We start from the raw sequence: 18,681 nt of genomic DNA on the forward strand, positions 1-18,681 counted from the left end.
CTCACGGCTGCACGGGCATGGTCCAGCAGTTGGAGCTCGTGGCCTTGCCCTTGAGCCGGTCGGTCAGCCAGTCCACCGCGTCGCCCTGGTCGGTCAGCAGCGGCGCCAGGTGGTTGGTGAGCAGCTTGTCGCCCAGGTTCGGCAGCCGTACCGCCTTGTAGGTGACGTCGCCGCCCTTCGCGCACCAGTCCACGGCCAGTTGCCGCGCCTGCGCGTGCGGCACGATGTCGTCCTGCACGCCCGTCGCCACGCGGACCGGGCCGGTGGGCCGCAGCCGTCCGAGGCGCTGGTCGTCCAGGACGGCCTGGGCGGCGGGCTCACCGGCGATGACCTCGCCGACGGACGTGCCGCTCTTCGTCCACTTGGTGCTCCTGGTGAAGCCGTAGCCCAGGATCGCGTCGCCCACGCAGGTGGTGGAGATGTCCTCCAGCGCCTTGCGTCCGGCGTCGTTCATGTGCGCCTCGACGACCTCCCGCAGCGCCGGCGAGGCCTGGGCGAAGCCGTTGATGGACCAGCCCAGCGCACCGGCCAGCGCGCTGCCGTCGATGCCCTTGGTGACTTCGGTCAGGTCGGCGGGCGGGGCGCCGCTGTAGGTGCCGACGAGCGGGACGTCGGGCGCGTAGGTGCGCTGGAGCTCGGCGGCGGAGGCGCTGGCCCCGCCGCCCTGGCTGTACCCGTACATCCCCACCCGGGAGGCGGCGGTGACGGACGCGCCGGGCACGGAGCGCGCCGCACGGGCCGCGTCCAGCATGGCGTGGCCCTCGTCGACGCGGTTGACGTAGGTGTGCAGCCGGTCGGTGGCGCCGAGGCCGACGTAGTCGGTGACGACGACCGCCGCGCCGGTGGAGAGCAGCCGGTAGACGGCGAGGGTCTCGTACCCGAAGGACACGGTCTCCCCGGTGAGGGTCAGCGGGTTCTCCAGGGCGAGGGAGGGGGCGCACTGGTCGCCCTGGCCCATGGTGCCGGAGCCGACGACGACCAGGGGGCGGGGCCCCGCTCCCTTCCAGTCGGCGGACGGCTCGATGTAGGCGCCGGTGACGGCGACCGGCTCGCCGCCCGAGTCGGTCGAGGTGTACATCAGGCGGGTGGCGGTGCCCGGCAGCCGGCGGCCGTCCAGACCGGGCAGGCTCAGCCCGAGGCGCAGGGGCTCATGACGGATCAGCTCGCCGTTGCCCGACGGGAGGTCGGCGGGCGGGGTGTAGAAGGCGGGGATGGTGACGCCCCGCGACACGACCGGGTCGGTCGCCGCGGCGGGCGACGCGGACGCGCACACACAGGCCGTCGTCGCGACGACGGTGGTCAGCACGCTGCTGATACGGCTCACGGCTCTCTCCTCGCTGCGGCTGCAGAAGACGGGACCGAAAACTAGCAGCGCTCACTTACCGCCGGTAACCCGCGAGTGAGTTACGGGCCGGTAACTCTTGCGGGTGACGGACCGCGAGGTCTCCGGGCAGCACGGGAAGCGGGCCCCGCCGAGGAGTTCGGCGAGGCCCGTGCGCGTGCCGGAGACGGTGTCAGGCCGTGTGCAGCCTCAGCCCGTAGCGGTTGAGGATCTCGTTGACCGGCTGGAACCAGGTCTCGCCCCCGCTGGAGCAGTTGCCCCAGCCGCCGGAGGTGACGCCCTGCGCCTGGTCGCCGCTGAGGTACGAACCGCCCGAGTCGCCGCCCTCGGCGCACACGCTCGTCTTCGTCATCTGGTGCACCGCGCCCTCGGCGTAGTTGACCGTCTCGTTCTTGGCGAGCACCCGGCCGCAGTGCCAGCGGGTGGTCGAGCCCGAGCGGCACACCGAGGCGCCGACCGGCGCCTCGGCCGAGCCGCGCACCAGCTGGTCCGGCACGGTGCCCCAGCCGAGCACCACCGGCACCGTCCACCAGCCGCTGCCCACGTTGACCCAGGCGTAGTCGTCACCCGGGAAGGAGGACCCCTGGAAGTTCCCGATGTACGAGCCGTCCCAGCCCCGCACCTGCTGCCCGGCCCGGCCGCAGTGCCCGGCGGTGACGAAGCCGCCGTGCACCGAGAAGCCGATGGAGCAGCGGACGTTGCCCGTGTAGTACGGGTCGCCGCCGACCGTGCCGGCGGCGAACGTGGACGGCGCGTCCGCCACCGTCCGCACGGTCACCGGGCCGGCCTCGCGCGCCTCGGCCACGAAGGCGCGGACATCGTTGTCGCCCCGTTGGCCCTCGACGACGTTCACCACGACCGCGTTGGCGGCCGGGTCGACGGACCAACTGGCCACGCCCGCGGGGGCGTCGAGGCGGTCGAGGCGGGACTTGGCCGCGTCCAGCCGGCGTTCGGTGTGCTCGACGGTGCGGACGGCGGCGCCGGACTCGCGCAGGGTGCGCACGGCCGTGGCGTCGGCGTCCGGCGTGACGGCGACGGTCAGTCTGCCGCTGTCCGCGTCGAACCAGGCGCCGCCGTAGGCGGATCCGGCGGTCTCGCGTGCCCGGGGCGCCAGGGCGGTCGCCGCGCGCTCGGCGGCCAGGCGGTCCTCCGCCTCGGCGCGGGTCAGGCCGAGGTCGCGCTGCATCGCGCCGAGCAGTCCGGGGGAGGCGGGTGCGGACGCCCCGGCGGTCGCGGAGGCGGGGGCCTCCTGTGCCGAGGCGGGGAGCGTGCCCGCCGCCGCCCAGCTGCCGATCAGCAGGGCGGCGGCCACGGCCGTGTGCGTGAGTCCGGTGCGTCGTCTCATGGAAGGTGGCCCTTCGTCGTTCCAGCGGAGGTGGGGGTGGAACAGACATGGTGAGAGCGCTCTCAACCGAGTGAGGACGAGCTTAGCGAATGGATCTTGGCAGGTCTATGCCAAGTTTCTGGCCATCACTCGGCCGTCGGTCCCGCCGCCGGTCCCGGGCGATCCCCTACTCGGCGGGGACGCGTACGGTGAGCAGGGCGACGTCGTCGTCGTTGCCGGCCGGGCGGGTCCGCTCCAGCACCAGGTCGGTGAACCGGGCCGGCGGGTGCTCCGCCAGGGCGGCCGCGTGCCCGCGCAGCAGCTCCAGCCCCTCGTCCAGGGAACGGCTCGGCTCCTCGATCAGGCCGTCCGTGTAGAACAACAGCGTGGCACCGGGCGGCAGTTCGGTCTCCCCGTCGGGGCGGGGACGGTCCGTGCCGGTGCCGATCAGCATGCCGTGCCCGTCGGTGAGGTAACGCGCCTCGCCGTCCCGCGTGACCAACAGCGGGGGAGGATGGCCCGCGTTGGTCCACACCAGCTTCCACCGCCCGTCCTCCGTACGGGACATGCGGGCGAACAACAGGGTCGCCATGGTGACGTCGGTGATGTGCACGGTCGCCCGGTCCAGCCGGGAGACGATGGCGCTGGGCGGCTCCTCCCGGGCCCACGCGTAGGCCCTCAGCACGTTGCGCATCTGCGCCATGCCCGCCGCCGCGTCCAGGTCGTGCCCGACGACGTCCCCGACGGCCAGCGCCGTCGCCCCGTCCGGCAGCACGAACGCGTCGTACCAGTCGCCGCCCACCTCGGAGGCGTCCGGCGCGGCCACGTACCGGGCGCTCATCTCCAGCCCGGGCACGTGCGGGAGCTGCGGCAGCAGGTGACGCTGCATCGTCTCGGCCACCTTGCGCTGCCGCTCGTAGAGCCGGGCGTTGTCCAGCGCCAGCCCGGCCCGCCGGGAGATGTCCTCCAGCAGCGGCAGGTCGTCCGCGGTGAACGCCTCCGGCCGCTCGGCGCGGCCCAGGGTCAGGGCGCCCAGCACCTCGCGCACGCCCCGTATCGGCGCGATGGCCGCCGAGTGGATGCCGGTCTCCGCGAACAGGCGGCGCTGCTCCGACCCGAGGAGGGAGTCCGGCGTCAGGTGGAGGGAGGGGTCGGCCAGCGCGGGGGAGACCCCGCGCAACGCCCGCGCCAGGGGCAGCAACGAGTCCTCCGGGATGGAGGAGAGGGGGCCCTCGAGGTCCTCGCGCCGCACCAGGCCGCCGTCCTGCGCGTGGACCACGGTCGACCGGCGCACCCCGCCGCGCTCGGTGACCAGGTCGACGACCGCCCAGTCGGCGAGCTGCGGCACGACCAGCCGCACCAGCCTGCGCAGCGCCTGTTCGACGTCCAGGGTGGCGGTGAGCTGGGTGGTGGTCTCCGCCAGCAGGGCCAGCCGCTCCAGCTCGGGCAGCGGGCTGCTGAACCGGTTGCCCGGGGTGCGCGTCTCCTCCGGGTCGTGCGGCGCGTGGAAGAGCACCAGGGTGCGTTCCGCCCCGTCGTCCGTGCGGCACGGGGTGACCAGCCAGGCCACCGGGAGGAGCGAACCGTCGCCGCGCTCGAACCACTCCTCGTCGGACTGCACCGTCCGGCCCGTCATGTGGGCCTGGCGCATCCCGCACTGGGCGCGCGGCAGGGAGGCGCCGTACCGGCTGCGGTGCAGCAACTCGTGTGCGTCACGGCCGACGACCTCCCCGGCCGGCCGTGCCAGCAGCTGCTCCGCGCACGCGTTCACGGCCACGACCGTGCCGTTCGCGTCCACCACGTACGCGCCCGTGCCGAGGGACGCCAGCAGCGAGGCCAGCGACGCCGGCGCCGCCGGGGCGGGCCCGCGGCCCGCGGTGTCCCGCGTCACCCCGCACTCCCCGTCCGGCGGGCGGCCCGCTCCCGCTCCGTCACGTGTCGCACCTCCCGTGCTCCGCTCCGTCCGGGCGTCCCCGTCCGGCCACCCTCACGGACGGGTGCGGTCCCCGGGCGCCCGGGGCGCCACGCCCGTCTCTCCCCGCCCCGCGGTCCGCCGTGCCCGGTCACGCGCCGTCCCTCCCCGCCCGTTCGGCCCGGCGTGCGGCGGCCGCCGCCAGTTCCTTCGCGGCCGCCCGGTCGCGCGCCCGTGCCTCGCCGAGCTCCGTCCGCGTCCGCTCCAGCTCCGTACGGGCCCGGGCGAGCTGTTCCTCCAGGGCCGCCACCCGCTCACCGGCCTCCCGTCCCCGCTCTCCCGCCCGGTCCGGCGCGTGCCGGGCCTCCTCGCGGGCCGCGCGCCGCTCGAGCCGCCGTGCCTCGGCGGCCCACGCCTCCTCCCGCTCGGCCGCCGACTCCGTACGCGACGTCCGGGCGCGCGTCGCGTGTTCCTCCCGCCGGGCGACGACGTCCGACGGCGGCAGCGCGTACAGCTCGTCGAGGACCGCCTCGACGTCGTCCTGAGGGCCGGGCCGCCCGTCCTCGCGCCGCACGATCCCCAGACAACACCGGACCGGACGGCCCCGCACATCGGGACGGACCGCCGGCCGTGCGGTCGCGGACAGCAGGTTCACAGGCGCTCGCCGGCCACTTCGTGGGCCTCGGGGTCCGGTCCCGCGCCCTTCCCCCTGGCGCGGTGCAGCCGCAGCCGGTCCAGGCGCGAGATGACGGGCGTGGCGCTCACCCCGTGCAGCACCACCGAGGCGACCACCGTGAAGGCCACCACCGCCCACAGCACCTCGGCGGGCACCCCGAACTCGTGGGAGGCCAGCGCGTAGGCCAGGTAGAACAGGGAGCCGATGCCGCGGATGCCGAAGAACGCGGTGACCGCCCGCTCCCGGGGGCCCGCCGCGACGCCGAGCTGGGCCACCCATCCGGCCGCCGGACGGACCACGAGCAGCAGCAGCACGCCCACCGCCGCGCCCTGCCAGGAGAGCGGCGCCAGCCCGCCCTGGGCGACGAAAGCGCCCAGCAGGAACAGCAGCACCGCCGTCAGCAGCCGTTCGATCTGCTCCACGAAGTCGTGCAGCACCCCGTGGTAGCCGTGGGCGCGCTCCGCCGAGCGGATCCGGCAGGCGGTGACGAACACGGCCAGGAAGCCGTAGCCGTGCACCAGCTCCGTCACCCCGTACGCGAGGAACGTCACGCCGAGGGCCACGAACCCCTCGCTGTGCTCCGACAGCCGTATCGCCCGCCGTTCGGCGCGGAAGAACAGCCGGCCCAGCAGCGCCCCGACGACCAGCCCCGCGGCCACGCCCGCCGTGCACTTGTACAGCAGCTCCACCAGCAGCCAGTGGCCGACGCCGCCGCCGGTCGGCGGTCCGCCCGCGGCGGCCAGCGCCATGGCGGCCGCGACGAAGGGGAAGGCCAGGCCGTCGTTCAGCCCCGCCTCACCGGTCAGCGTGAAGCGGACCTCGTCCTCGTCGTGCTCCGCGTCCGTCGGCTCCCCGACCCGCACCTCGGAGGCGAGCACCGGGTCGGTCGGCGCGAGCACGGCCGCCAGCAGCAGCGCCGCCGCCACCGGCCAGCCGAGCACGCCCCAGGCGAGGGCGGCGACGCCCACGATGGTCAGCGGCATGGTGATGCCGAGCTGCCGCCACACCCCCTGCCAGCGGACGCGGCCGAAGGGCCGGTTCAGGGCGAGGCCGGCGCCCATGAGCGAGAGCACCACGCAGATCTCCGCGAGGTGCTCCACCCACACCCCGTCCGCCACCGGGTCGATCTCCGGCAGCGGGAGCGGCAGCAGCTGGACGGCGGCGCCGAGAGTCAGGAACACCAGGGGCAGCGACAGCGGCCGGCGGGCCAGCAGCCGCGGCAGCACGGCCGCGCCGAGGGCGACCGCGCCGAGGAGGGCGAAGAGGAGGTCTGCTGTGGTCACCGCTCACTTGTGCCCCTTCCTCCCCGTCCGCACGCCGCCCGCCGTCGCGAAAGTGTCCGGCCGCCGGGGGTGACGTCCGCCACGGAGCGGCTCCGCCGATCCGGGACGCGTCCTGCGCGCCGGGCACACCGCTGCCGTGGGTCCCGGCCGGGCGCCGTCCGGCCGGGACCCACGGCGGTCGGGCGGGCACCCGCCGTTCCCGCCCGCGTCCGACGGGCGGGGACGGCGGGCGGGGACGGCGGGCGGCATCGCCCGAGGGGGCCGCGTCATCTCACAGGGTGCGCTCCAGGCGGTCCGCCATCAGCTGCACGAAACGCGCCGGGTCCTTGGGCCGGCCGCCCTCGGCCACCACGGCCAGGGCGTACAGCAGCTCGGCGGTGTCGGTGAGCTCCGAGCGGTCCTCCCGCTCCCCGAACGCCTCGTTCAGCCCCTTCACCAGTGCGTGGTCCGGGTTGAGCTCGAGGATGCGCTTGCTGCGCGGGACCTCCTGCCCCATGGCCCGGTACATGTTCTCCAGCGCCGGCGTGAGGTCGTCCGCGTCGGCGACGAGACAGGCCGGGGACCGGGTGAGCCGCGTCGACAGCCGGACCTCCTTGACGTCGTCGTCCAGCCGCTCCCGCATCCAGCCGAGCAGACCCGCGTACGCCTCGGCCTGCTGCTTCTGCTCGTCCTCGCTCCTGTCGTCCTCGCGCGCGTCCAGGTCGATCTCGCCCTTGGCGACCGACCGCAGCCGCCTGCCCTCGAACTCGCCGACGGCGTCCGCCCACACCTCGTCGACCGGGTCGGTGAGCAGCAGCACCTCGATGCCGCGCTCCCGGAACGCCTCCATGTGCGGGGAGTTGTCGATGGCCTCGCGGGACTCGCCGGTGATGTAGTAGATGTCGTCCTGGCCCTCCGGCATCCGCTCCACGTACTGCTTGAGCGTGACCGCCCCGCCCTCCTCGTGCGTGGAGGCGAAGGACGCCACGGCGAGCAGCGCGTCCCGGTTGTCGGGGTCGGTGACCAGGCCCTCCTTCAGCACGGCGCCGAACTCCCGCCAGAACGTGGCGTACTTCTCCGGGGCCCCGGTCATCATGCTCTTCACCGAGGACAGCACCTTCTTGGTGAGCCGGCGCTGCATCATGCGGATGTGCCGGTCCTGCTGGAGGATCTCGCGGGACACGTTGAGCGAGAGGTCCTGCGCGTCGACCACGCCCTTGACGAACCGCAGGTACGCCGGCAGCAGCGCCTCGCAGTCGTCCATGATGAACACGCGCTTCACGTACAGCTGGAGGCCGTGCCGGACGTTCTGCCGGAACAGGTCGTGCGGGGCGTGCGACGGGACGAACAGCAGGGCCTGGTACTCGAAGGTGCCCTCCGCGTGCAGCTGGATGGTCTCCAGCGGCTCGCGCCAGTCGTGGCCGATGTGCTTGTACAGCTCGTGGTACTCGTCCTCGGACACCTCGTCGCGCGAGCGCGCCCACAGCGCCTTCATCGAGTTCAGCGTCTCGGGCTCGGCCGCCTCGCCGTCCTCGCCCTCCCCGCTCTTCTCCCCGACCAGCCGGACGGGCCAGGTGATGAAGTCCGAGTAGCGCTTGACGATCTCCTTGATCTTCCACACCGACGTGTAGTCGTGCAGCTGGTTGTCCGGGTCGGCCGGCTTGAGGTGCAGCACGACGGAGGTGCCCTGCGGCGCGTCGTCCACCCGCTCCAGGGTGTACGTGCCCTCGCCGCGCGAGCACCAGCGGGTGCCCCGCTCCTCGCCGGCCCGGCGGGTCACCAGGGTGACCTCGTCGGCGACCATGAACCCGGAGTAGAAGCCGACGCCGAACTGCCCGATCAGCCCCTCCGCCCCGGCCGTGTCCTGAGCCTCCTTCAGCTCCTTCAGGAACTGCGCCGTGCCGGAGTTGGCGATGGTGCCGATGAGCTCGCCGACCTCGTCGTACGACATGCCGATGCCGTTGTCCCGCACGGTGAGCGTCCGGGCGTCCCGGTCGATCTCCAGCTCGATGTGCAGGTCGGAGACGTCGGCGTCGAGCGTGTCGTCGCGCAGCTTGGCAAGCCGCAGCTTGTCGAGCGCGTCCGAGGCGTTGGAGACGAGCTCACGGAGGAAGACGTCCTTGTTCGAGTAGACCGAGTGGATCATCAGCTGGAGCAGCTGACGCGCCTCTACCTGGAACTCAAACGTTTCGGTCGACATGGTTCGCGATTACCTCACTGGTCCATGAAGCGCTGGATACGGGCGCGATCACTGTAGTCAACGCGGTGTCGGCTCACCTGCGGTTCCGCCCGGCCCGCCGGTGCCTCCGGGCGCCCCGGGCGCGGTCACCGCCGCGTCCAGCAGGGGGCCGAGTTCGCGGACCGCCGTCGTCAGGGCGCGGACGCTGCGCTCGGCGCGGGCGATGAGGAGGGCCCCTTCGAGGGAGCTGATCATCAGTGTGGCCAGCGGCCGGCCGCGCTCCTCGGGCACGCCCATGTCCGTCAGCGCCGTGGCCACCGCTCCGGTCCACCGGGCGAAGGCGGCCTCCGCGGCCTGCCGGGTGGAGTCGGCCGTCCGGGCGCGGTCCACCGTGGCCGCGGCGACCGGGCAGCCGCCGTCGAACCCCTCGGTCTCGTACTCGTCGGTCCACTGGCGCACCATCTCGGCGAACAGACCGGACGGGGTCGGCTCGGGCAGCGCGGACAGGAAGCGCGCCACCCGGTTCCCGGCGTACCGGCCGGCCCAGCCGACGGCCTCGTTGACGAGCTGTTCCTTGCCGCCGGGGAAGTAGTGCTGGAGCGAGCCGCGGGGCGCCCGCGCGTGGGCGGCCACCTCGCGCATCCCGGTCGCGCCGACCCCCTCGCGCCGGATCAGCTGGGCGGCGCTGAAGACCATCCGCTCCCGCGGTCCCCGCTCACCCCCTGCCATCCCGGCCTCCCGCACCTCGCTCCCGCTGCCGACGGACACACCCTATGACCGCCGTCATGGAAGCCGCTACTATGACAGCCGTCATAGAGAACGGCCGGCACGAGGAACGGGACGGTTCGGCGGCCCGGGGAACGGTGGTGCGACATGCGCGTGGGCTTCGTCGGACTCGGGGTCATGGGCCGCCCCATGGCGCTCAACCTCGCGCGCGCCGGGACCCCGCTCGTCGTGTGGAACCGCACCCCCGGCCGCTGCGCACCCCTGCGCGAGGCCGGCGCCGAGGTCGCCGAAAGCCCCGCCGAGGTCTTCGCGCGGGCGGACACCGTGCTGCTGATGCTGGCCGACGAGGCGGCGGTCGACGCGGTGCTCGGCCGCGGCACCCCCGGTTTCGCCGCCCGTGTGGCCGGACGCGCCGTCGTCCACATGGGCACCACGTCCGCCGAGTACTCCGCCGCCCTGGAGAGGGACGTGCGCGGCGCCGGAGGAGCCTACGCCGAGGTTCCCGTCTCCGGCTCCCGCGTCCCCGCCGAGCAGGGGCGACTGGTGGCGATGCTGGCCGGTGACGACTCCGTCCTCGCGTCCCTGCGCCCCCTGCTCGCCCCGATGTGCCGCGAGAGCTTCGTCTGCGGTCCGGTGCCGAACGCCCTGCTGATGAAGCTCGCGGTGAACCTGTTCCTGATCACCCAGGTCACCGGGCTCACCGAGGCGTTCCACTTCGCCGACCGGCACGGACTCGACCGCGCCCGCTTCCTCGACGTGCTGGACGCCGGCCCCATGGCCAGCTCCGTCTCCCGGATGAAGGCGCCCAAGCTGCTCGCCCGGGACTTCGCGGTGCAGGCCGCCGCCACCGACGTGCTGAAGAACAACCGCCTGATCGCGGGGGCCGCCCGCACGGCGGGGGTGGCCTCCCCGCTGCTCGACGTCTGCCACGCCCTGTTCGAGGAGACCGTGGCCGGCGGGCACGGCGGCGAGGACATGGTCGCCGTGCTGCGCGCCCTGGAGGCCCGCACCGACGCGTCCCGGGCGGCCGGCGGCGGCGCCGCCTGAGCCCGCCGACAGTGCCCGGCCCCACCGTGCGAGCATGGGCGAATGAGCATCCTCCGCAGGAACAACGTCCGTGTCACCGGGGCCGCCACCGGACGTCCCGTCGTTCTCGTGCACGGCTTCGGCTGCGACCAGAACATGTGGCGTCTGGTCGAACCCCTTCTCGCCGAGGACCACCCGCTGGTGCTCTTCGACTACGTCGGGGCCGGCCGTTCCGACCTGTCCGCCTGGCGGGAGGATCGTTACTCCTCCCTCGACGGCTACGCCCGCGACGTGGTGGAGGTCTGCGAGGAGCTCGACCTGCGCGACGCGGTGGTCGTCGGCCACTCGGTGAGCTCCATGACCGGCGTGCTGGCCGCGGCCGCCGCACCGGAGCGCGTCGGCGCCCTGGTCATGGTCTGCCCCTCGCCCTGCTACATCGACGAGGACGGCTACCGCGGCGGCTTCAGCGCCGAGGACATCGACGAGCTGCTGGAGTCCCTGGAGGCCAACTACCTCGGCTGGTCCGCCGCCATGGCCCCGATGATCATGGGCAACCCGGACCGCCCGGAGCTCGGCGAGGAGCTGACCAACAGCTTCTGCGCGACCGACCCGGACATCGCCCGGGTCTTCGCCCGCACGACGTTCCTCTCCGACAGCCGGAAGGACCTCGAGACCGTCGCCGTCCCCACCCTGATCCTGGAGTGCGAGCAGGATGTCATCGCGCCCCGCGAGGTCGGCGCGTACGTCCACGCCGCCGTGCCCGGCAGCGAACTGGTCACCCTGGACGCCACCGGCCACTGCCCGCAGCTCAGCGCCCCCGAGGCCACCGCCTCGGCGATCCGCGCCTTCCTGTCCGCAGGAGCCCGTTGAACGGGGGCGGCGCGGACGAGCCCGGCGCGGGAGCGCCGGGCACCCGCGCGGCGTTCAGCTCCCTGCTGGAGGACTCGGCGGAGGACCTGTACGAGTCGGCGCCGTGCGGCTACCTGTCCACCCTGATGGACGGCACCATCGCCAAGATCAACGCCACCCTGCTCGGGTGGCTCGGCCTGTCCCGCGAGGAGGTCGTCGGCCGCAGGCGGTTCAGCGACCTCCTCACGGTCGGCGGCAAGCTCTACCACGAGACGCACTTCGCCCCGCTGCTGCGCATGCAGGGCCACCTCGGCGGCATCGCGCTGGAGATGCGCACCGCCTCCGGCACCCGGCTGCCGGTGCTGGTCACCTCCACCCTCAAGCGCGGAGCCGACGGTGAACCGCTGCTCATCCGGACCACCGTCTTCGACGCCACCGACCGGCGCGCCTACGAGCAGGAACTGCTGCGCGCCCGCCGGGCCGCCGACGAGGCCCGCAAGCAGGCCGAGGCCGACCGCGCCCAACTGCGCGAGGCCCTGGCCGTGCTCCAGCGCAGCCTGCTGCCCGCCACCCTCCCCGACCTCCCGGGCGTGGAGACGGCCGGCTACTACCACACGGCCTCCCCGATGGAGCTCGGCGGCGACTTCTACGACCTGTTCCCGCTGGACGACACCCGGGCCGCCTTCTTCCTCGGCGACGTCTGCGGCAAGGGCCCCCAGGCCGCGGCCCTGACCTCGCTCACCCGCTACACCCTGCGCGCCGCCATGATCCAGGACGCCGACCCGGTCGCCGACCTGCGCGTCCTCAACCAGGCCCTCGTGGAGCGGTACACCGGTGACGACCCGCGCTACTGCACCGCCGTGGCCGGCGTGTTCGAACGGGCGGAGGACACCCTGCGGGTCCGGCTGGCCTCCGGCGGCCATCCGCCGGCGCTGGTCCTGCGGGCCGACGGCGGCGCCGAGTACCTCAGCACCCGGGGCGGCATGCTGGTCGGCGTCCTCCGGACGGCGCAGTTCGTCGAGACGAGCACCGTCCTGCGGCCGGGCGACACGCTGCTGCTCTACACCGACGGCCTCACCGAGGCCCGGGTCGGTCCCGACCGGCAGCTCTACGGCGACGAGGCGCTGCTGGAGTTCGCCGCCGCGCGGGCCCCCGCGGGCAGCAGCGCGTTCGTCGACGCCCTCACCGGTCTGCTGCGCGACTTCGGCGACGGCCTCGACGACGACACCGCGCTCCTCGCGATCGGCGTCCCGGCCGCCCCCTGACGGGCGTCCCGGCCGCCCACTGACGGCTCTCCCGGCCACCCCCTGACGGCTCTCCCGGCCACCTCTGTCGGGCCTCTCGGCCATCCCTGGCGGACAGTTCCACGGAACGAACAGAGCGCCCCGCCATGAGACCCCTGACGATCGTCTCGTCCCGCACCCCCGCCGGCCCCTCCCGGGCCGCGCGCCCCTCCACGTCACGGCCCGCACACCGCTGACGAGGGCTGTTCGATTGCTTGTGCGTCATCCGGGGCACCCGGGAGGTGCCGAGAGCGCCGCAGGTGGCCCCAGTGCCGTCGCGGGGCCGGCACAGGACTACGGGCAAGGGGAAACCGGCGGTGACGGTGCGTATCGGAGCAGAGGAAGAGTTCCACGTCCTGGACGCGGAGAGCGGACGACTCGTGCCACGGGCGGGTCTGCTGTTGGAAAGACTCGGCACGGGCCCTTTCACCGGCGAGCTGCAGCAGTCGGCGGTCGAGAGCAACAGTGAGGTGCACGACACCCTCGACGGGCTCTACGCCGACCTGTCCGGCACCCGGCGCCGCCTGGCCGCCGCGGCCGACGCGGAGGGACTGGCCGTCGTCGCCGCCGGCACCGTGCCGCTGGCCCGGGTGACCCCGCGCGACGTCTCCGACAACCCCCGCTTCCGGCACATGGCCGACGAGTACCGCAGGGTCGCCGAGGAACAGCTCATCTGCAGCGCCCAGGTGCACGCCGACGTGCCCGACCGCGACACCGCGGTCCGCGCCATGTGCCTGGTGTCGCCCTGGCTGCCGCCGCTGCTCGCGCTGTCCGCCAGCTCGCCGTACTGGCTGGGCTCCGACACCGGCTACGCCTCCTGGCGCACCATGCTGTGGCAGCGCTGGCCCACCGCCGGCCCGGCCGGCTGCTACCGGGACGCCGCCGAGTACGACGCCGCCGTCGCGGAACTGATCGGCTCCGGCGTCATCACCGACACCGGCATGCTCTACCAGGACGTCCGCCCCTCCGCCCACCAGCGCACGCTGGAGCTGCGGATCGGCGACGCCTGCCCGCGCGCCGAGACGGTCGTGCTGATCGCCGGACTGTTCCGGGCGCTGGTCCGCGACGCCTGCCACCGGCTGGAGCGCGGCGCGGACCCGCGCTGCGACGGACACCACGAGTGGCTGCGCGCCGCCGGCTGGCGCGCCGCGCGCTCCGGCCTGGAGGGCCCGCTGGTCGACCCGTGGACCCGCCGCGCCGCCCCCGCCCACCTGGTGCTGCGCCGCATGCTGCACCGGCTGCGCCCGGCGCTGGAGGCGTCCGGCGACTTCGACACCGTGCGCGACCTGCTCGACGAGGCCCTCGACGCCGGCAGCGCGGCCCACCGGCTGCGCCGTACGGTCCGCGAGGCGGACCTGCTGACCGGCATCGACCTGCTCGTCACCGAGACGCGCGGCGGACGCCTCCCGGCCCGCGCCGGCGCCCGCCGCCCGCGCCCGGCGGTCACCACCCGGCACGCCAACGGCCGGCCTCACGCCCCGCTCCACCCGCTCACCACCCCGGGCACGCCGGGCTGATCCGGCCGCACGGCCCGTACCGCCGTCCGGCGACGGGCCGCCACCCGCCCCCGAACCAGGAGAGTGATCACCACCCCATGTCCAGGACACCCCACGCCGTCGACCAGCAGGACAGCGCCCCGAGGGACCGGGAGCCGAGGGAAGGGAGGGACCACTGATGTGCGGCCTCAGCGGTGAGATACGCCTCGACGGCGGACGGCCCGACATGGCGGCGGTGGAGCGCATGACCGACCGGCTCGCGCCGCGCGGCCCGGACGGACGCGGCCTGTGGTCCCAAGGGCCGGTCGCCCTCGGACACCGCCGGCTGAAGATCATCGACCTGTCGGAGTGCGGCGCCCAGCCCATGACCGATCCGCGGGCCCGCCTCACCGGCGTCTTCAACGGCTGCGTCTACAACTACCGCGAGCTGCGCGACGAACTGCACGCCCTCGGCCACCGCTTCTTCTCCGAGTCCGACACCGAGGTGGTGCTCAAGGCGTACCAGCAGTGGGGCACCGACTGCGTCGAACGGTTCCACGGCATGTTCGCCTTCGCGATCGTCGAACAGGACACCGGACGCGTCGTCCTCGCCCGGGACCGGCTCGGCATCAAGCCGCTCTACCTCTCGGCCACCGCCGAGCGCCTGCGGTTCGCCTCCTCGCTGCCCGCGCTGCTCGCGGCCGGCGGCGTCGACACCTCCCTCGACCCCGTCGCGCTGCACCAGTACCTGAGCTGGCACGCCACCGTCGCCGCGCCCCGCACCGTCCTCAACGGCGTGCGCAAGCTGCCCCCGGCCACCGTGCGCGTCGTCGAGCCCGACGGCACCCAGCACGACCGCCGCTACTGGCACCCCGTCCACGCCCGCCGCCCCGCGTACGCGGACCTCACCGCCGACGACTGGACCGACGCGGTCCTGGCCGCCCTGCGCACCGCCGTGCGCCGCCGCATGGTCGCCGACGTGCCGGTGGGCGTGCTGCTCTCCGGCGGCCTGGACTCCAGCCTGATCGTGGCGCTGCTGGCCGGCGAGGGGCAGCGGGACCTGGCGACCTTCAGCGTCGGCTTCGAGTCCGAGGGCGACGAGGACGGCGACGAGTTCCACTACTCGGACCTGGTGGCCCGGCACTTCGACACCCGCCACCACCAGCTGATGGTGCCCTCCGACCGGGTCGCCGGCGCCCTCGACGGAGCCGTCCGCGCCATGAGCGAACCCATGATGAGCCACGACGTGGTCGCCTTCCACCTGCTGTCCGAGCAGGTCGCCAAGGAGGTCAAGGTCGTGCAGAGCGGGCAGGGCGCCGACGAGGTGTTCGCCGGCTACGACTGGTACCCGGCGATGGCGGGCGCGCCCCGCGAGCGGGCCGCCGAGGCGTACATCGACGCCTACGCCGACCGCTCCCACGCCGACATGGCGGACGTGCTGCGGCCCGAGATGCTGCCCGACCGGGACACCTCGGCGGAGTTCATCAGGGAGCACATGGCGCAGGACGGCGCCGACACCGCCCTCGACGCCCAGCTGCGCCTGGACACGCTGGTGATGATGGTCGACGACCCGGTCAAGCGGGTCGACAACATGACCATGGACTGGGGCCTGGAGGCCCGTGTGCCGTTCCTCGACCACGAGCTGGTCGAACTGGCCGCCGCCTGCCCGCCCGAGCTGAAACTCGCCGACGGCGGCAAGGGCGTCCTGAAGGCCGCGGGTCGGCGCGTGCTGCCGCGCGAGGTCGTCGACCGGCCCAAGGGCTACTTCCCCGTCCCGGCGATCCGGCACATGGCCGGGCCCGTCCTCCAGCGGGTCCGCGACACCATGACCGCCCCCGAGGCCCGGGCCCGCGGCGTCTTCCGCGAGGACTACGTGGAGCGGCTGCTGGCCGAGCCCGACGCCCACCGCACCCGGCGCGGGGCCAACGCCCTGTGGCAGATCGCCCTGCTCGAGACCTGGCTCCAGACCCACGGGATCCGATGACGGCGACCCGAGACCCCGGCAGCGCGCTGTACGCCCCCGCGCTGTACGCCCCCGAGTCCGCCCCGCTGGCCGACACCTCGGCGCCGTACGACCTGCCGCCCCCGGCGGTGCACGGCTGCTGGTACCCCTCGGCCGACCCGAGCGGCCGGCACGTCGCCTTCATCTGCGACCGGGCCGGGGTGCCGCAGCTGTGGACCGGGCCGGTCGACGGCGCGCAGGTGCGCCGCCTCGACGCCGACCCGCACCCCGTCACGGAGGTGTCCTGGTCACCGGACGGCCGGTGGATCGCGTACACCACGGCGCCCGGCGGCGGTGAGCTGACCCGGGTGCTGTGCGTCCGCCCCGACGGCAGCGGCCGGCACCTGCTGGCCGGCGGCGAGCCGGGCACCTCCGCGCGGCTCGGCTGCTGGCAGCACGACGGCTCCGCCCTCGCCGTGACCGTCACCGAGTCCGCCCCGCCCGGTCACACCGGCCGGCACCACGCGGAGGCGCCCGCACCGCCGGGCACCGAGCACGCCCCGCACTGGGCGGGCCGCGACGGCCGGGCCGTCCTGCTGGACCCGGCCGGAGGACGGATCCGCCCTCCGGCCGGGGTCGCGCGGTCCGGCTCCGGGCAGGAGCCCGAGGAGCGGACCCTCTCCGCCTACCTCGTCGACCCGGAGGGCACCGCCGCGCCCGTCCTGCTGTTCAGCGAGCGCGGCGCGGCCAACCAGCGGGTGTGCGACCTCAGCCGCGACGGCCGCCTCGCCCTGGTCTACCGGGGTCCGCGCGGACGCCGCGAGGCCCTCGTCGTACGCACTGAGGACTCCGCCGTCACCTGCGCCTTCCCGGTCGCCGACGGCGACCCCTGGATCGGCGGCTTCTCCCCGTCCGCGGGCACGCTCTGGCTGCGCAGCGACGCCGGACGCGAGTACGCGGCCCTGCTCGCCGCGCACCTCGACGCGCGCGGCGGACTGCACACCACGCGGGTGGTCGCCGAACGCGAGGACTGCGGCCTCGAACTCCTCGCCCTCGGCCACGACGGCCGCCGCGCCGTGCTGGCGTGGAACCGGCACGGGGTCAGCGAGCTGGAGCTGCTCGCGCTGGAGGCCGCCCCGCCGCACGGCACCGCGCCGGACTCGGTCACCCCGCCCTCGGCCGGGGACGCGCGCCGCGTCGGCCTGCCCCACGAGGTGGTCACCCGGATCGCGCCCACCGCGGACCCCGACGCGCCCGTGGTCGCGCTGTCCGGGTCACGACGCCATCCCGGCGTGTGGTGGCTGCCGCACGGCGCGCCCCTGCGCACCCCCTGGTCCTCCCGCGACGAGGACGCCTTCCCGCCCGGCCTCACACCGGTCAGGCCCACGCCCATGCGGCCCGTCGCCCGGGACGGCCTCCAGCTCGGCGGCTGGTACTACCGCGCCCCCGGCCGCTCGCCCGGCGAACCCGCCCCGTGCGTCCTGCACCTGCACGGCGGGCCCGAGGAACAGGAACGCCCGGTCCTCGAACCCCTCTACCTGGAGCTGCTCCACCGCGGCCTGGACGTGTTCGCCCCCGACGTCCGCGGCTCGTCCGGCCACGGGCGCGGCTTCGTCGACGCCGACCTGGGCGCCGGACGCTTCGCCGCCATCGACGACGTCGCGGACTGCGCGGCGCACGTCATGCTGCGGGGCCTCGCGGACCCCCGGCGGATGGCCGTCATGGGCCGCTCCTACGGCGGCTACCTCACGATGGCGTCCCTGGTGTGGCACCCCGACCTGTTCCGCACCGGGGTGGCGGTGTGCGGCATGTCGGACCTGACCACCTTCTTCGCCGGGACCGAGCCGTGGATCGCCCAGTCCGCCGCGCACAAGTACGGCCACCCGGAACGCGACCGGGACCTGCTGCGCGCCCTGTCGCCGATGAGCCGGGTCGACGCCCTGCGCGCCCCGGTCCTCGCCGTGCACGGCGAGCACGACACCAACGTGCCGCCCGACGAGTCCGAGCAGTTCGTGCGGGCCGCGCGGGAACGCGGACTGGAGGCGGAACTGCTCCTTCTGCGTGACGAAGGTCACGATTTCCGCCGCGCCGACAACCGGCGGCTCTTCCGTCGCACGGTAGGTGACTGGCTCGAGCGGCACCTGGCCGACTGACCTGTCGGCGACACCTGTCACACTTCATGGGCGTGCGGGGGAGCGATGCGGGTAGTCGCGCGGTGTGATCGAGTAAAGGCGGACCGGATGGAACCAGTTTCTGTCGACGAGGGAGAGACGGTGTCAGGCGCACCCCGGCTGCGGGCCAGCTATGCCCTGGACGCCGAGGGCGCCTGGATAGCGCAGGCACGCCGCCTCGCGGCCGAGTTCCTCGACCGGGCGCGGGCGGAGGACGGCCTGCCGGTGTCGGCGCGCGCGGTGGAGATCACCCAGCTCGTGGTCAGCGAGCTGGTCACCAACGCCCGCAAGTACGCGCCCGGCCCCGTCGGACTGGACCTGCTGGTCTTCGGCGACGCCGTCGAGGTGGTCGTCCACGACGGCAACCCGGAGGCGCCGAAGCCCCGGGCCGCCGACCCCGGCCGCGTGGGGCAGCACGGCCTCGAGATCGTCATGGCCGTCGCCCAGAGCCTCGACGTACGCCAGAAGGCGGAGGGCAAGAGCATCTCCGCGCGCATCGCCCTCTCCGCCTGAC

14 protein-coding genes are annotated in these 18,681 nt (G+C 74.4%); 7 read left to right on the forward strand and 7 right to left on the reverse strand.

Annotated features, from left to right (window positions below):
* Position 1: 1 nt before the first annotated feature.
* The 7 genes from ACWH4W_RS20655 to ACWH4W_RS20685 all read right to left on the reverse strand — a co-directional run bounded on the left by ACWH4W_RS20655 (position 2) and on the right by ACWH4W_RS20685 (position 9,424).
* Positions 2–1,324 carry a lipase family protein gene (locus ACWH4W_RS20655; protein WP_473077189.1) on the reverse strand — a complete coding sequence of 441 codons (1,323 nt, stop codon included), beginning with the start codon at positions 1,322–1,324 and terminating at the stop codon, positions 2–4.
* A 190-nt stretch (positions 1,325–1,514) separates the two neighbouring features.
* Entirely contained in the window at positions 1,515–2,687 is a 1,173-nt protein-coding gene (locus tag ACWH4W_RS20660) for a S1 family peptidase (RefSeq protein WP_473077190.1), read from the reverse strand.
* Positions 2,688–2,853: 166 nt separating this feature from the next.
* Positions 2,854–4,557, reverse strand: a complete 1,704-nt coding sequence (locus ACWH4W_RS20665) for a PP2C family protein-serine/threonine phosphatase (protein WP_473077191.1) — start codon at positions 4,555–4,557, stop codon at positions 2,854–2,856.
* 172 nt (positions 4,558–4,729) lie between these two features.
* A complete protein-coding gene (locus ACWH4W_RS20670; RefSeq protein ID WP_473077192.1) occupies positions 4,730–5,152 on the reverse strand; it encodes a hypothetical protein in 423 nt (140 codons plus the stop codon).
* A gap of 77 nt (positions 5,153–5,229) precedes the next feature.
* Entirely contained in the window at positions 5,230–6,537 is a 1,308-nt protein-coding gene (locus ACWH4W_RS20675; RefSeq protein WP_473077193.1) for a cation:proton antiporter, read from the reverse strand.
* 271 nt (positions 6,538–6,808) lie between these two features.
* Positions 6,809–8,716: a molecular chaperone HtpG gene (htpG, locus tag ACWH4W_RS20680; RefSeq protein ID WP_473077194.1), complete on the reverse strand. Its 1,908-nt coding sequence runs from the start codon at positions 8,714–8,716 to the stop codon at positions 6,809–6,811.
* A gap of 57 nt (positions 8,717–8,773) precedes the next feature.
* The gene (locus ACWH4W_RS20685) at positions 8,774–9,424 is read right to left on the reverse strand and encodes a TetR/AcrR family transcriptional regulator (protein WP_473077195.1); all 651 of its coding nucleotides are present in this window, start codon (positions 9,422–9,424) and stop codon (positions 8,774–8,776) included.
* Positions 9,425–9,568: 144 nt separating this feature from the next.
* Here ACWH4W_RS20685 and ACWH4W_RS20690 point away from each other — a divergent pair, with 144 nt between their 5' ends.
* From ACWH4W_RS20690 to ACWH4W_RS20720, 7 genes are all read left to right on the forward strand, one after another.
* A complete protein-coding gene (locus tag ACWH4W_RS20690) occupies positions 9,569–10,468 on the forward strand; it encodes an NAD(P)-dependent oxidoreductase (protein WP_473077196.1) in 900 nt (299 codons plus the stop codon).
* A gap of 42 nt (positions 10,469–10,510) precedes the next feature.
* Positions 10,511–11,317 carry an alpha/beta fold hydrolase gene (locus tag ACWH4W_RS20695; protein ID WP_403549175.1) on the forward strand — a complete coding sequence of 269 codons (807 nt, stop codon included), beginning with the start codon at positions 10,511–10,513 and terminating at the stop codon, positions 11,315–11,317.
* The gene (locus ACWH4W_RS20700) at positions 11,314–12,561 is read left to right on the forward strand and encodes a PP2C family protein-serine/threonine phosphatase (RefSeq protein ID WP_473077197.1); all 1,248 of its coding nucleotides are present in this window, start codon (positions 11,314–11,316) and stop codon (positions 12,559–12,561) included. Before ACWH4W_RS20695 ends, ACWH4W_RS20700 begins: the two co-directional genes overlap by 4 nt.
* A 335-nt stretch (positions 12,562–12,896) precedes the next feature.
* Complete coding sequence (locus ACWH4W_RS20705) at positions 12,897–14,096, forward strand: carboxylate-amine ligase (protein WP_473077198.1); 1,200 nt, start codon at positions 12,897–12,899, stop codon at positions 14,094–14,096.
* A 157-nt stretch (positions 14,097–14,253) separates the two neighbouring features.
* A complete protein-coding gene (locus tag ACWH4W_RS20710; protein WP_473077199.1) occupies positions 14,254–16,038 on the forward strand; it encodes an N-acetylglutaminylglutamine amidotransferase in 1,785 nt (594 codons plus the stop codon).
* On the forward strand, positions 16,035–18,149 hold the full coding sequence (locus ACWH4W_RS20715; protein ID WP_473077200.1) for a S9 family peptidase: 2,115 nt from the start codon (positions 16,035–16,037) through the stop codon (positions 18,147–18,149). Before ACWH4W_RS20710 ends, ACWH4W_RS20715 begins: the two co-directional genes overlap by 4 nt.
* A gap of 87 nt (positions 18,150–18,236) precedes the next feature.
* Entirely contained in the window at positions 18,237–18,680 is a 444-nt protein-coding gene (locus ACWH4W_RS20720; protein ID WP_473077201.1) for an ATP-binding protein, read from the forward strand.
* Position 18,681: the final 1 nt, after the last annotated feature.

Source organism: Streptomyces sp. DSM 120436, assembly GCF_055778765.1.